Here is a 12,644-nt window from a genome sequence, read left to right as displayed (position 1 = left end):
CCGCATTGCGGAAGCGCCACACGGTGCACCCCGGCGCGCACAGATGTTGGTTGCCCCCAGGGATTCGAACCCCGATATGCTGAGTCAGAGTCAGCTGTCCTACCATTGAACGAGGGGGCAGTACTTGCCGTCGCGGCGTTGTTGCTGTTCACGCGACTTTTTGATCTTAAGGGGCTTCGGGCCAATCGGTCAACTTTGGCGTGGCTGCGGCCCGCCGCCTGCATGCCCGGGCAGGGGCTACTCGTGAAGTTTCGCCATGCTGGCGCCCGGTGATAGGCTGGGTCGCTGCATATGCCGGGTGCGCCCGGAGCAGGAGGCGGAATGCGGAACAAGGTCACGATTGTGGGTGCGGGCAACGTGGGTGCCACTGCGGCGCTCTGGCTGGCAAGCAAGGAACTCGCAGACGTCGTGCTACTCGACGTAATCGAAGGGGTGCCACAGGGCAAGGCTCTGGACATCCTGCAGGCCATGCCGATCGAGAAGCATGACTGCGCCATCTTCGGCACCAACGACTACGCGGACTCGGCCAACTCGGACGTGGTGGTGATCACGGCAGGCATCGCCCGCAAGCCCGGCATGAGCCGAGATGACCTGCTCAACACCAACGGCAGGATCATGGCGGACGTGATCGCAAACGTCGTCGCCACCTCGCCGGACGCCATCCTGGTCGTTGTCTCGAACCCGCTTGATGCCATGGCACAGGCTGCGTTTCGCCACTCAGGTTTCCCGCGCGAGCGGGTGATCGGCATGGCGGGAGTGCTGGACTCCGCCCGTTTTCGCTCGTTCATTGCGGAAGAGTGTGACGTTTCGGTGGAGAATGTTTCCGCGTTTGTGCTGGGTGGCCACGGAGACACGATGGTGCCGCTGCCGCGCTACTCCACCGTGGGCGGCATCCCCATCACAGAGCTGCTGAGTGCCGAGGCCGTGGAACGGCTGGTACAGCGCACGCGCAATGGCGGTGCCGAGATTGTGGCGCACCTTAAGACAGGATCGGCGTTCTATGCCCCGGGTGCCGCCGCGATCGAGATGGTGGAGGCAATCCTGAAGGATCGTAAAAAGATCCTCCCCTGCGCCGTGTACCTGCAGGGCGAGTACGGGATTCGCGACCTGTTCGTGGGGGTGCCGTGCAAACTGGGAGCCAGGGGTCTCGAGAAGATCATCGAGATCAAGCTCACGCCCGAGGAGCACACGGCCCTGCAGCGCAGTGCGAATTCAGTCCGGGAGTTGTGCGCGGTGCTGGGCATTTAACTCCGGCGGCCAAAGTAACAGGGCCCGGCTTCTTGCCGGGCCCTGCTGGTCGAGCAACTACTGCAAAAACTTAAACGCGTTCGATCGTTACCGACTCAAGCACCACGGGGGTCTTGGGCTTGTCCTGCGCGCCGCGGGGCACCTTGGTGATGGCGTCCACGATGGACTGGCCTTCCACCACCTCACCGAAGATGGTGTGGTTGCCGGTGAGCCACAGGGTGGGCGCAACCGTGATGAAGAACTGCGAGCCATTCGTGTTGGGGCCGGCGTTCGCCATCGCGAGCTTGCCCGGCTTGTCGAACTTGTGGGGGGAACCCTTGGTCTCGTCCTCGAACTTGTAGCCGGGGCCGCCCATGCCGGTGCCATCCGGGTCGCCGCCCTGCACCATGAAGTCAGGAATGACGCGGTGGAAGACGGTGCCATCGTAAAGCTTGGTGCCGGTCTTCTTTTCGCCGCGATGTGTCCACTCACGCGTGCCTTCCGCGAGGTCGATAAAGTTTTTCACTGTCTTGGGGGCTTGCTCTTCAAACAATTGGCAAACAATCTCGCCCTGCGTGGTGTTGAAGATGGCGTAGGTGCCAGGTGTACGGGCCATGCGTTTGGTTCTCCTTGTCTTCTGTCTTGCGTTTGGCTTACGGCGCGGCTTGTGGAGCCAGCGCCTGTGCGTAAGGCCAAGGTTGAGCCGGTTGCGCTACTGGGGTGTAGATGCGCCGGCTGCGGCGGAGGCGGCCGGCGCAGCCGGTAAAGGCTGGCCAGCCGGCACAATCGTGACCTTGTTCAGGACCACTGGCGTGAGTGGCTTGTCCTGGGCGTCGCGCTCCACGTGCGTAATGGCGGTGACCACGGACACGGCAGACGGATCACACTGGCCGAAGAGGCTGTAATGGCCATCCAGCGTCGGGTAGGCAGCCTCGGTGATGAAAAACTGTGACCCGTTGGTGTCCGGGCCGGAGTTCGCCATGGCCAGTCGCCCGGGACGATCAAAGGACAGGTCCGGGCTGATCTCGTCGGCGAACAGGAAGCCAGGATCGCCCGTTCCGTCGCCGAGCGGGTCGCCGCCCTGGATCATGAAGCCGGGGATGACCCGGTGGAACGTGGTGCCGTCGTAAAGCGGCTTGCCGTGCACTTTCTGGTGGGTGGCCGGGTCAGCCCAGTCTTTTGTACCCTGCGCCAGCCCGATGAAGTTGGCGACGGTGCTGGGTGCCTCCTTGCTGTAGAGGCGGCACACCATGCGGCCCATGGAGCTGTCGAAGACCACGGTCGGGCCGGATGGCTCGGGAGCCGGATGAATTGCGATACCTGGCGAGTCGGGGAGCTGGTCGGCCGGAGTTGGCGCCGCGGGCAGAGCCGGCGTCGTCGCCTGTGGGGGAGGGGCCGAAGGTGTGGGGGTGGTCGGCGTCGACTGCTGGGCAAGCGCGCCAGCGGCAAACAGGAACGGGGCGAACAGGAAGCTGCGGAATGCGACAATCATGCCGTCTTCTAGTGTATTCCCTGTGGCTCGCTCGCATGAAAGGACAGAGATGGCAACGCTTTACAACACGATCGCGAACCAGAGCCTTGAACGTCTTGGCGCCTTGAGCGACGGCGTCTTTGCCTTCGCCATGACGTTTCTGCTGATCGACATCAAGCTCCCCGAAGTGGAACACGTGCGTTCCGAGCACGATCTGCTGGTGGCGCTTGCGGCCGTGGCCCCCCGTTTGCTGGCCGCGATGCTCAGCTTCCTGGCGCTCAGCATCTTCTGGAACGGGCAACAAACCCAGCTCAACTACCTGAAGCAGAGCTCGCGCGACCTGACCTGGCTGCACCTTGCGTTCCTGTTCGGCATTGCGCTCCTGCCGCTCTCGACAGGGCTGCTGGCCGAGTTCTACCTTTTCCGCACTGCGCTGGTCGCCTACTGGCTGAACTTCCTGCTGCTTGGGGCGCTTCTGTACGCGAGCTGGCGCTACGCGAACCATGCCGGGCTCATTCGCGAAGACACGCCGACCGCGATCAACCATGCCATCTGCCGCCGGGTACTAATCGCCCAGTGCTTGTACGCGGTGAGTACCGCCTTATGCGTCTTCGACACCCGCCTCAGCCTGGGCTGCATCTTTCTGGTGCAGTTGAACTATGCCGTGGCGCCACGCTGGCCAGGCAAACAGAACAAGCCCGCGTAGTTCGCGGGCTTGCTTCCGTTTACAGGCGGTTCGCGTATGAGGCGACTTGGTCTTCAGCCACTAGCGCGTGAAGATGTCCTTTGCCGCCTGGATCATCACGTCGCGGCTCACCTCCGAGATGGCGCGCGTGAGCGGCAGCATCTTGGGGCAGGCCGTGACGCAGTTGCCCGAGAAGCCGCACTCATGAATGCCACCGTCGCCCATCAGTGCGTGGAGTCGTTCGGTCTTGAGCACCTTGCCGGTGGGGTGCTCGTTGAACAGCTTGGCCTGCGCGATGGTGGCCGCGCCCACGAAGTTGGTTTCCTCGTTGAACTGCGGGCATACCTCCATGCAGATCGTGCAGGAGATACAGCGGGACAGCGGATAGGCTTCTTCCTGCTGTTGCGGCGTGATGCGCGGTCCGGAGCCAAGATCGTACGACCCGTCGAGCGGCACCCAGGCCTGCACGCGCTTCAGATTCTCGAATAGCACGGAGCGATCCACGGACAGATCGCGAATCACCGGCATCTTGGAGAGCGGCTCTACGCGGACCACGCCATTCTCCTGCACCTTGTCGATCAGCGCGGAGCAAGCCATGCGCGCTTTGCCGTTGATGCGCATGGCACAGGACCCGCAGACCTCCTCGAGACAGTTGGCGTCATAAGCGATTGGTGTCGTGGCGCGTCCATCCGTCGTAACTGGATTCCCGGCGATCTCCATCATTGCCGAGATGACGTTCATGCCCGTACGCTGTGGCAGGTCGAACTTGTCCCAATGCGGTTCGGCATCGGGGCTCGCCTGGCGCTTGATCTCGATCCGGTACGTCTTGCCCGTGGGCTTGCTCAGCGGGATGGCCGCGCCGGTAAGTGTTTCCGCTGCCTGCATCGTTGTCCTCGTTTCAGTTCGGCACCGCGACGGAGCCTGCTTCTGTCTGCAACTAGGTTGTGCTCGTTTCGGGTTGCGCCTTGTGGACGGATTCCAGCGGGTAGTGCTCAATGGTGCACCAGGACTTGGCTGGGTCTTTCTTCATCAACTCTTCCACCGCCGCTTCGTTTTCAACCTCAACCGTAGCGACCCAGTACGCACCTTTCGGATCCTTGACCCTGCCGTACGTGAGCGCAGTGTGCGAGGCAAGCAGCCCGTGCCAGTACTGCTGCTGCTCCTGAGACGGCTCCTGCTGATCGTTCTTCGGGGTGGCTTTAAGGAAAAACAACGGCATACCCGGCTCCTTGTCCTGTCTACTTCACCGCGTCGTAGCGACGCGGCCTCGGCGTAATGTACTGCGTATCCACGGCTTCCCAGCTGAACACCGGCTCGTCTGCATCGGGGGCAAAGGTGGCCTTGGTGGTTTTGAGGAAGCGCTCGTCGTCCCGATCCGGAAAGTCCGGCTTGTAGTGCGCGCCCCGCGATTCATCACGCAGCTTTGCGCCCTGCGTGACCACGCGGCCCAGCTGCAGCATGTTATATAGCTGCCGGGTGAACGCAAAACTCGTATTGGCCCAGGCGCTCTTGTCGCTCAGGTTGATGTTGCGAAAGCGCTCCAGCAACTCCACGATCTTCTCGTCCGTTTCGGCGAGCGCCTTGTTGTAGCGGATCACCGTGACGTTCTTGGTCATCGTCTCGCCCAGTTCGCGCCACAGGCGGAAAGGGTTTTCGGTGCCGGAGGAGGAAAGCAGCCCGGCATTGATCTCTTCCTGCCGTTTGCGCTCGCTCTCGCCATGCCCGTTGGACGCCGCCGCCGGCAGGCTCTTCGCATAGCGCAGGGCGTTTGGCCCGGCCTGGAAGCCGCCGTAAATACAGGACAGCAGCGAGTTTGCCCCGAGGCGGTTCGCGCCATGGTAGTTGTACTCTGCCTCACCCGCGGCAAAGATGCCCGGGATGTTGGTCATCTGGTTGAAGTCCACCCATAGACCGCCCATGGTGTAGTGCATGCCCGGGAAGATCTTCATCGGGACCTTGCGTGGATCGTCGCCGACGAACTTCTCGTAGATCTCGAGAATGCCCTCGAGCTTGCGGTTCAGCGTGGCGGCGTCGATATGCGTCAGGTCCAGGTAAACCATGGGCTGGCCGTCGATGCCCAGCTCATGCTCGTACACCACCTTGTGAATGGCTCGAGTTGCCACATCTCGAGGCACAAGGTTGCCGTACTTGGGGTACCACTCTTCCAGGAAGTACCAGCGGTCGGCCTCGGGAATCGAGACGGGATCGCGTGGGTCGTTGAGCTTTCGCGGCACCCACACGCGGCCGCCCTCGCCGCGTGCCGACTCCGACATCAGCCGCAGCTTGTCTTCGCCCGGGATGCAGGTCGGGTGCACCTGGATGAACTCGCCATTAGCGTAGTAAGCGCCCTGCTGGTAGATCGCGGACTGCGCGGAGCCCGTGCAGACCACGGAGTTGGTGCTCTTGCCGAAGATCGCGCCATTACCGCCGGTGGCCAGGATGATCGCGTCCGCGTCGAAGGTGCGCACGCTCATGTCGCGCAGGTTCATCGCGCAGATGCCGCGGCACACACCCTGCCCGTCGAGAACGGAAGAGAGGAACTCCCACCCTTCGTACTTGGTGACCTTGCCTTCGGATTCGTAGCGTCGCACCTGCTCATCGAGCGCATACAGCAACTGCTGGCCGGTAGTTGCGCCGGCGAAAGCGGTCCGGTGGTACAGGGTTCCGCCGAAGCGGCGAAAATCCAGCAGGCCTTCCGGCGTCCGGTTAAAGGGAACACCCATGCGGTCCAGAAGGTCGATGATCGCCGGGGCCGCATCGCACATGTTCTTGACCGGCGTCTGGTTCGCGAGGAAGTCGCCACCGTAGATCGTGTCATCGAAGTGCGCCGCGGTGGTGTCACCTTCGCCTTTGAGGTTCTTGGCGGCATTGATGCCACCCTGGGCGCAGACGGAATGCGAACGCTTCACCGGTACGATCGAGAACAGGTCAACCTTGCCACCCGCCTCGGCAATCTTGATCACGGAAGAAAGCCCGGCCAGGCCGCCACCAACCACGATAATCCTGGGAACTGCAGCCATTAAGCCCTCTTATCTAGTGTGCGCCTGTCCGATAGGAGCAGGGGCCTGTGTGCCTTCAGTGATTTGCGCAGGAGTTAAATCGGCCGGGGCATTGCGGTACTTGGGGCTCACAAACGCCCACATGCTGGCGAGGCCAATCGTGCACAGCAGGAGACCTGCCACGCCGCATACCCAGCCAAAGCCGCGCCGGGCGCGCTCACCCGAGGTGATGCCCCACTTGGCGCAGAACAGCCAGACGCCGTACGCGAAGTGATAACAGGTGGCGATCATGGCGATCGCGTAAATAGCGAACATCCACGGATGCAGCAGTTCCATCTGCACCTTGTGAAATGCTGCGCCTGGGTGATCGGGCAGATTGACGCCTGAGAATCGCTGCCGCCATACATGCTGAATGATGTAGGCCAGCGCGATGCCGCCCGTCCAGCGCTGCGCGGTGTACAGCCAGTTGCCGGCCCAGGGATAGTAGATGACATTGGACTTGCCACGCAGCCAGATGTACATGCCGTAGCCGGCGTGGTAGATCAGCGGCAGAAAGATGAACGCCCACTCGAGCACGCGCACAAACGGCAGGGCATTGAGGAACTTGACCTGTGCCGCGTACGCCGCGGGCCCTTTGAGCGCTTCAAAGTTGGAGACGATGTGCTCGATCAGGAAGGCGCCGATCGGCACGATGCCTGTGAGCGAGTGCAGGCGGCGCAGCAGGAAAGAGTGCCCCTGTCCGGCGCGAAGCGGCTGCACACCCTTGTGTCGCGTGCCTTTGCGCGCGCCCGTGGGCGGCGCAGACACCGGGGTCGAAACGGTTGTTGCCATGCGTGGAGTGGACTCCTTCAGGCCGGGAAGCTCGCCGCAGGGTATGGTCGGACAGCCCGGCGCGAGAACAACTTACGATTATTCGTGCGGCAGCGGCGTCTCGTCAATGACGATGCTTTACGTGTCCAAATGGAGCAGCCCGCAAACCAGCCACGTTTCGGATCGAACGGAGTGGCCACGTTCGATCCGAATCCGATCAGCGGGTGAACTCGAGGACCACCGGGTGATCCGTCAGGGTCAGGCGCAGGGAAGGGTTGGACGGCGAGGCTGTACCCAGCGTACGTGCCCGGGTGGGCGCCTGCGTCGTGTCGTAAAGCTTTACCTTGCTGATGCCCGGGGCAAGGTGAAGCTGCACCGGGCTCGTGCCATGTACCTGCTCGTTCCATAGCACCAGTTCGAAGGTGCCATCGCTCTTTTCGAGCAGCAGGTCATGCACGGTCGCAGGCTGGTTGGCGAGGGCATATGGCAGGCTGTCATTGCGCGCTGCTGCACCTGCATCCGCGGGCGGGTCTGCGAGGATCGAAGTCAGGTTGTGCAGGTACACGGCTGCCTTCCGGGGCGTGGTGAGGTCGGCCTTGAAAAAGCCCCACGCGCCGTCGGAGTCGTCGGCAAGCTCGTAGATGTACGTATACTTCCACCCCTGCTTGAACTGGCTGAGATAGATGTCGAGGTAGAGCTTGGCCTGCTGCTCCTCGGTCAGATCGCCAGGTCCTGTTTTCCAGCCGGTCTCAGTCGTTACCCTTGGCAGCGTGCGAAGCTCCGGAAGCGAATAGCCGTGGAAGTGCTTGCCCCATGTGGTGTTGTAGTTGTTCACCAGACCGTCCCACGGAGCGTCGGCCAGCACAGGATCGGCTGCTTTCCAGGCCATGTTGTCTTCAAGCGCCTTGTGGCCGGCATACGCCACATAGTTGTGACAGTTCGCCAGGTCGGCAAAAACTGTGCCGTCCGGGGTCAGCGTACCGGAGCCTTTTGGAACCAGGAGAAATTGCAATCCCACGTTGTTGGTTTCCGCCCCGCTTTCGCTGAGGTTGAGCAGCGGATACTCCCTGAGCGTGGCATCTGCCTTGACCGTGCGGTACAGGTCGCGTTGAAAATTCGCCACCGGCTGCCAGGTGGCGTTGCTGCCGCCCTTCACGCCCTTGTAGACGACCCCGCCAAAATTATTCGGCTCGTTGGGCCCTTCCATCGATCGCAGCGCGTGCGCAGCCGCCAGCTGCTTCCAGGCTTCAATGATCGCGCCGAAATCCTTGTCCTTGACGCCGCTTCCCGGGCTGAGATCAATCAACGCCCCACTCATCGCGTGCAGCAGCAGCAGGGAACTCATGTCGTAGCGCCCGTCGGCTGCGTCCCGAATGTTGCGCACGCCAAGGTAGCGCACTGACTTCGCCAGCTTGGCCGCGTCCTGCCCGTGCTGCACGTGGGTGTTCACGCCCAGTGAGTCAAGAAACCTCGCTACTGGAACAGCCTGCATGGGGCGTTCGCCGCTTGCGTGCGCGATCGCCGGACAAAGGCTGGCGAGCAGAACGAGGCCCACGCTCTCACCCCATGTGCGCCGGGAAAGTATGGTGGTGAACCAGCGGGTGCTCTTTTCACGATGCAAGGGGCAGGTCTCCTTCAGGTTTGGCTGGGTCTTGGCTCGATCGATGCTTCCCGTACGCGGAGGCAGCCGCCACGCGGAGTAAACCGTAAACGGCAAAGCTTCCTGCCCCAGCATATCCGCGGCTGGCTGCTTTCAAGCATTACAGTCGCGTTTTCGCAGCCTGGACACGGAAACCCTACAATCACCACACAGAGGTAACGAATCACGGATGCGGATGAAGACGATGCAGACATGGATGGCGGCCGGGGCGATCGCGCTCGGGAGCACGGCGGGTGGAGCGGCACAGGCGACGGGAGCAGGCGGCTTTGGACCCAGCAATCCGTTTTATGGGGAGAGCACGCTTCCATTCCACGCACCCCCTTTTGACCGCATCCACGACGCGGACTACCAGCCCGCGATCGAGGCCGGGATGCGCGAACACCTGCGCGAAATCGACGCGATCGCAAATGATCCCACGGCGCCGACCTTCGACAACACCCTGGTTGCCATGGAGCGTTCCGGGCTCTTGCTGCAGCGCGTACTGCGCGTGTTCAGCAGCGTCACTGGCGCCAACACCAACCCGGTCCTGCAAAAAGTCCAGCAGGAAGAAGCGCCGAGGCAGGCAGCGCATAACGACGCGATCTATCTAAACAGCAAGCTCTTCGCAAGAGTAAAGGCGATACACGACCAGCGCACCAGCCTGCATCTTGACGCGGAGCAGCTCCGGCTGGTCAAAGTGACGTACGACCAGTTTCTGCGCGCGGGAGCGCAGCTTTCCGATGCGGACAAGGCACAGCTTCGCCAGTTGAACGAGCGTGAGTCCACGCTTTCCAATGCTTTTGAAACCAGGCTGCTGGCTGCCACCAAGGCCGGTGCCTACACGACCACTGACAAAGCCGCTCTCGCGGGTTTGAGCGACGCGCAGCTGGCAGCCGCGGCCCAGGCGGCCAGTGCTCGTAAGCAGCAGGGCTATGTGCTGCCCTTGCAAAACACTACGCAGCAGCCGGCACTCGCTTCGCTTACGCAGCGCTCAACGCGCCAGGCGCTCTTCCAGGATTCCCTCGAGCGCGCCGAGCGCCCGGGCGACAACGATACCCGCGACGTGATCGCGCAACTGGCGCAGGTGCGCGCACACAAAGCGAAGCTGCTCGGTTTTTCGAGCTATGCCGCCTGGAAGCTAGGCGACCAGATGGCCAAGACGCCCGAGGCTGCTTTGCACTTTATGGACGCGCTGGTGCCTGCTGCCACGGCGAAGGCTCAGGGCGAGGCTGCCGAGATCCAGAAGGTGATCGACGCGCAGAATGGCGGCTTCCAGCTCGAAGCATGGGATTGGGACTTCTACGCCGAGCAGGTCCGCAAGGCACGTTACGACCTCGATGAAGCAGAGCTGAAGCCGTACTTCGAGATCGACAAAGTCCTCGAAAATGGCGTGTTTTATGCCGCTCACCTGCTGTACGGCATTTCGTTCAAGGAGCGCAAGGACATCCCGGTTTACGAGCCGGATGTGCGCGTCTTTGAGGTGACCGACAGCAACGGCAAGCCCCTGGCGCTGTTCTATTGCGACTACTGGAAGCGCGACAACAAGAACGGCGGCGCGTGGATGAGCGAGTTTGTGGGCCAGTCGCGCCTGCTGGGCACGCTGCCCGTGGTCTACAACGTTGCCAATTTCACCAAGCCTGCGCCGGGACAGCCCGCGCTGATCTCGTTCGACGATGTCACCACCATGTTCCACGAGTTTGGCCATGCGCTGCACGGCATGTTTGCGGACAGCATGTACCCGAGCCTGAGCGGCACGTCGGTTCCGCGCGACTTCGTGGAGTTTCCGTCGCAGTTCAACGAGCACTGGGCCATGTACCCGGAAGTCTTCGCGCACTATGCGCGCAACTACCAGACCGGGGCAGCCATGCCGGCGGAGTTGACGGCCAAGCTGCAGAAGGCGCGCACCTTCAACCAGGGTTACGCGCTGACCGAGCTGCTCGCGGCCGCGGAGCTCGACATGCAGTGGCACACTCTGCCGGCGGACGCGCCGCTGCAGAAGTCGGACGAGTTTGAGCAGCAGGCGCTCGAGAAGACCAGGCTTGCGCTGAAGCAGGTGCCGCCACGCTATCGCTCTTCGTACTTCATGCACATCTGGGGCAATGGCTATGCGGCCGGCTACTACGCGTACCTGTGGAGCGAAATGCTCGACGATGACGCGTTCCAGTGGTTCCAGGATCACGGCGGACTCACCCGCGCCAACGGCGATCGCTTCCGCCAGATGGTGCTGTCACGCGGCAACTCTGCAGATCTCGAGTCGCTGTACAAAGCCTGGCTTGGTGCGGATCCTTCGGCAAAGCCGATGCTGAAATATCGCGGGCTCGAGGACTCAGCAGCCGGCGACACCCAGGCCTCGAAGTAGGGGAGCGCACCTGGCGCAGACAAGCGCCGGGTGCCGTGCACGGTCCATACGCAGCGATGAGCTATGGAGGACACTTCCGGACTCACCGACGGCAACAAATTCTATGTTTCACGCGAACGCATCCTTCGATTCGACCCGGAAGGCGTTCTCCGTCGTCGTGCTCTCGAACAACGACGGATGCGTGTCGCGTGTTCAGCCGGCTGTGTGGAATCTGAGTTCCTGTCCGATTTGGCTGACTCTTTGAATTCGACAGGCTGTTCGAGACTTGCCGCTACTCTCAAAGAACCATTGCTCGATGAGTGACTCGGCCCGTTCTCGTCGCCCGAGAACGTCTGAGCGGCCACCAGGCGACATACGGTGCGCTTGTCGCACCGGCCATGACTGATGCAAAGCATGGCTGATTGCCGACAGTCGGCGAGGACAGATTGCGAAGCTACCGCCTTGGGTAATGCAGGTGCTTAATCTAATTTGTTCATTTGGCAACTCACTTCAGGGAGCATCCAACATCACAGATTGATGTTACGGGCTTGGCAAACTCGCGGAACCTGCCCACCAAGATGTATGTGGGTGGTAAGGACATCTGTGAGAGCTTTGAGGAAGTATGAGCTCACCTGACGGCAAGCCGACAGTGCCGGTACACCTCGCGGTATTCCAGATGCGGAACAACGAACGTGCAGAGGCGCCCCGTGATCAATTCGAGCTGTTTGCGCCCCTGACTACGGGCGAGACCTCTCTGAAAGTCAATGGTCGAGTGATTCACGACGGCAGCCTGCGTCCAGGGATGTTGCGTTTATCAGCACCAGTTGATCAGGAAGAACGCAATGTCAGAAGCCCTCTTCAGGGCATCCGGCTAACGTTGTCCAAGGCCAGGGTGGACCATCTCTTCTCACAATATGAATACAGACATCGCCCGGCACGGCACTGCTTCATGATCCCGATTCTCGGCGGCCAACCCCTTGTTCAGCGCCTCGTGAGTGATGCAACCTTCGCAGCGGAACTATCAGGAGCAGCAAGAGCGATCTATCTGGACGGTATTGCGGAAGCGATGATCGGTCTTCTGATCGAAAACCATCAAAAGCCTCCAGCAACCCCCGCGCGCTCATCAGTACGTCCCTTGTCACGAGCACAGCTCAAGGACTGCATGGTCTATGCCGACGAGATGCTCGGGCAAAAGCTGTGTCTTGTTGCATGGGCGCAGACTGTAAAACTATCCACCTCAGAATTCGGCCGGCGCTTTCAACGGGCTACGGGTAAGACTCCCTACGCGTGGTTCATGGATCGGCGGATTGAACGTGCTCAGAGCCTCTTGCAGAATACGACCACAACGCTGACCGCCGTGGCGCTCAGCCTCGGGTTTTCAAGCCAGAGCCACTTCACAGAAGCCTTTCGTCAACGTACCGGCCTGGCGCCAGACCGTTATCGCAGAAACTCGCTGCAAATCCGATAGGTCCAGC

Annotated in this window: 11 protein-coding genes and 1 tRNA gene; 4 read left to right on the top strand and 8 right to left on the bottom strand. The window is 61.6% G+C overall.

Annotated elements, in window-relative coordinates:
* Window positions 1–47: 47 nt before the first annotated feature.
* Window positions 48–120: transfer RNA gene (locus D1Y84_RS01310), tRNA-Gln, on the bottom strand.
* A 201-nt stretch (window positions 121–321) separates the two neighbouring features.
* Between D1Y84_RS01310 and mdh the strand changes: the two genes are divergently transcribed.
* Window positions 322–1,248, top strand: a complete 927-nt coding sequence (gene mdh, locus D1Y84_RS01305) for a malate dehydrogenase (protein WP_124846901.1) — start codon at window positions 322–324, stop codon at window positions 1,246–1,248.
* Window positions 1,249–1,318: 70 nt separating this feature from the next.
* On the opposite strand, the gene D1Y84_RS01300 is transcribed toward mdh, so the two are convergent.
* Window positions 1,319–1,843, bottom strand: coding sequence for a peptidylprolyl isomerase (locus D1Y84_RS01300; RefSeq protein ID WP_124846900.1), 525 nt, complete (start codon window positions 1,841–1,843; stop codon window positions 1,319–1,321).
* A gap of 96 nt (window positions 1,844–1,939) precedes the next feature.
* The gene (locus tag D1Y84_RS01295) at window positions 1,940–2,719 is read right to left on the bottom strand and encodes a peptidylprolyl isomerase (RefSeq protein ID WP_124846899.1); all 780 of its coding nucleotides are present in this window, start codon (window positions 2,717–2,719) and stop codon (window positions 1,940–1,942) included.
* 49 nt (window positions 2,720–2,768) lie between these two features.
* Here D1Y84_RS01295 and D1Y84_RS01290 point away from each other — a divergent pair, with 49 nt between their 5' ends.
* The gene (locus tag D1Y84_RS01290) at window positions 2,769–3,404 is read left to right on the top strand and encodes a TMEM175 family protein (protein WP_124846898.1); all 636 of its coding nucleotides are present in this window, start codon (window positions 2,769–2,771) and stop codon (window positions 3,402–3,404) included.
* A 60-nt stretch (window positions 3,405–3,464) separates the two neighbouring features.
* Here the strand turns inward: D1Y84_RS01290 and sdhB are convergent, their stop codons facing one another.
* The 5 genes from sdhB to D1Y84_RS01265 form a co-directional block, all read right to left on the bottom strand.
* Entirely contained in the window at window positions 3,465–4,268 is an 804-nt protein-coding gene (sdhB, locus tag D1Y84_RS01285) for a succinate dehydrogenase iron-sulfur subunit (RefSeq protein WP_124846897.1), read from the bottom strand.
* 52 nt (window positions 4,269–4,320) lie between these two features.
* Entirely contained in the window at window positions 4,321–4,602 is a 282-nt protein-coding gene (locus D1Y84_RS01280; RefSeq protein WP_124846896.1) for a hypothetical protein, read from the bottom strand.
* 19 nt (window positions 4,603–4,621) lie between these two features.
* Window positions 4,622–6,403, bottom strand: coding sequence for a succinate dehydrogenase flavoprotein subunit (gene sdhA, locus D1Y84_RS01275; RefSeq protein WP_124846895.1), 1,782 nt, complete (start codon window positions 6,401–6,403; stop codon window positions 4,622–4,624).
* A 9-nt stretch (window positions 6,404–6,412) separates the two neighbouring features.
* A complete protein-coding gene (locus D1Y84_RS01270) occupies window positions 6,413–7,213 on the bottom strand; it encodes a succinate dehydrogenase (protein WP_124846894.1) in 801 nt (266 codons plus the stop codon).
* A gap of 196 nt (window positions 7,214–7,409) precedes the next feature.
* A complete protein-coding gene (locus D1Y84_RS01265) occupies window positions 7,410–8,813 on the bottom strand; it encodes a glycosyl hydrolase (protein WP_124846893.1) in 1,404 nt (467 codons plus the stop codon).
* A 208-nt stretch (window positions 8,814–9,021) separates the two neighbouring features.
* On the opposite strand from D1Y84_RS01265, the gene dcp reads away from it, so the two are divergent.
* Window positions 9,022–11,190 carry a peptidyl-dipeptidase Dcp gene (gene dcp, locus D1Y84_RS01260; RefSeq protein WP_233580938.1) on the top strand — a complete coding sequence of 723 codons (2,169 nt, stop codon included), beginning with the start codon at window positions 9,022–9,024 and terminating at the stop codon, window positions 11,188–11,190.
* Between the two features lie 601 nt (window positions 11,191–11,791).
* On the top strand, window positions 11,792–12,637 hold the full coding sequence (locus tag D1Y84_RS01255) for an AraC family transcriptional regulator (RefSeq protein ID WP_124846892.1): 846 nt from the start codon (window positions 11,792–11,794) through the stop codon (window positions 12,635–12,637).
* Window positions 12,638–12,644: the final 7 nt, after the last annotated feature.

Origin of the sequence: Acidipila sp. EB88 (genome assembly GCF_003858395.1) — a bacterium.
In the GTDB taxonomy this organism is placed as follows: domain Bacteria; phylum Acidobacteriota; class Terriglobia; order Terriglobales; family Acidobacteriaceae; genus EB88.
This window is presented reverse-complemented; position numbering and strand designations above follow the sequence as displayed.

Bases quoted from the DNA above. Each gene is read 5' to 3' on its own strand.
- D1Y84_RS01280 (WP_124846896.1), bottom strand. From the start codon at position 4,602: ATGCCGTTGTTTTTCCTTAAAGCCACCCCGAAGAACGATCAGCAGGAG.
- D1Y84_RS01255 (WP_124846892.1), top strand. From the start codon at position 11,792: ATGAGCTCACCTGACGGCAAGCCGACAGTGCCGGTACACCTCGCGGTA.
- sdhA (WP_124846895.1), bottom strand. From the start codon at position 6,403: ATGGCTGCAGTTCCCAGGATTATCGTGGTTGGTGGCGGCCTGGCCGGG.
- D1Y84_RS01290 (WP_124846898.1), top strand. From the start codon at position 2,769: ATGGCAACGCTTTACAACACGATCGCGAACCAGAGCCTTGAACGTCTT.
- D1Y84_RS01270 (WP_124846894.1), bottom strand. From the start codon at position 7,213: ATGGCAACAACCGTTTCGACCCCGGTGTCTGCGCCGCCCACGGGCGCG.
- mdh (WP_124846901.1), top strand. From the start codon at position 322: ATGCGGAACAAGGTCACGATTGTGGGTGCGGGCAACGTGGGTGCCACT.
- sdhB (WP_124846897.1), bottom strand. From the start codon at position 4,268: ATGCAGGCAGCGGAAACACTTACCGGCGCGGCCATCCCGCTGAGCAAG.
- D1Y84_RS01295 (WP_124846899.1), bottom strand. From the start codon at position 2,719: ATGATTGTCGCATTCCGCAGCTTCCTGTTCGCCCCGTTCCTGTTTGCC.
- dcp (WP_233580938.1), top strand. From the start codon at position 9,022: ATGCGGATGAAGACGATGCAGACATGGATGGCGGCCGGGGCGATCGCG.
- D1Y84_RS01300 (WP_124846900.1), bottom strand. From the start codon at position 1,843: ATGGCCCGTACACCTGGCACCTACGCCATCTTCAACACCACGCAGGGC.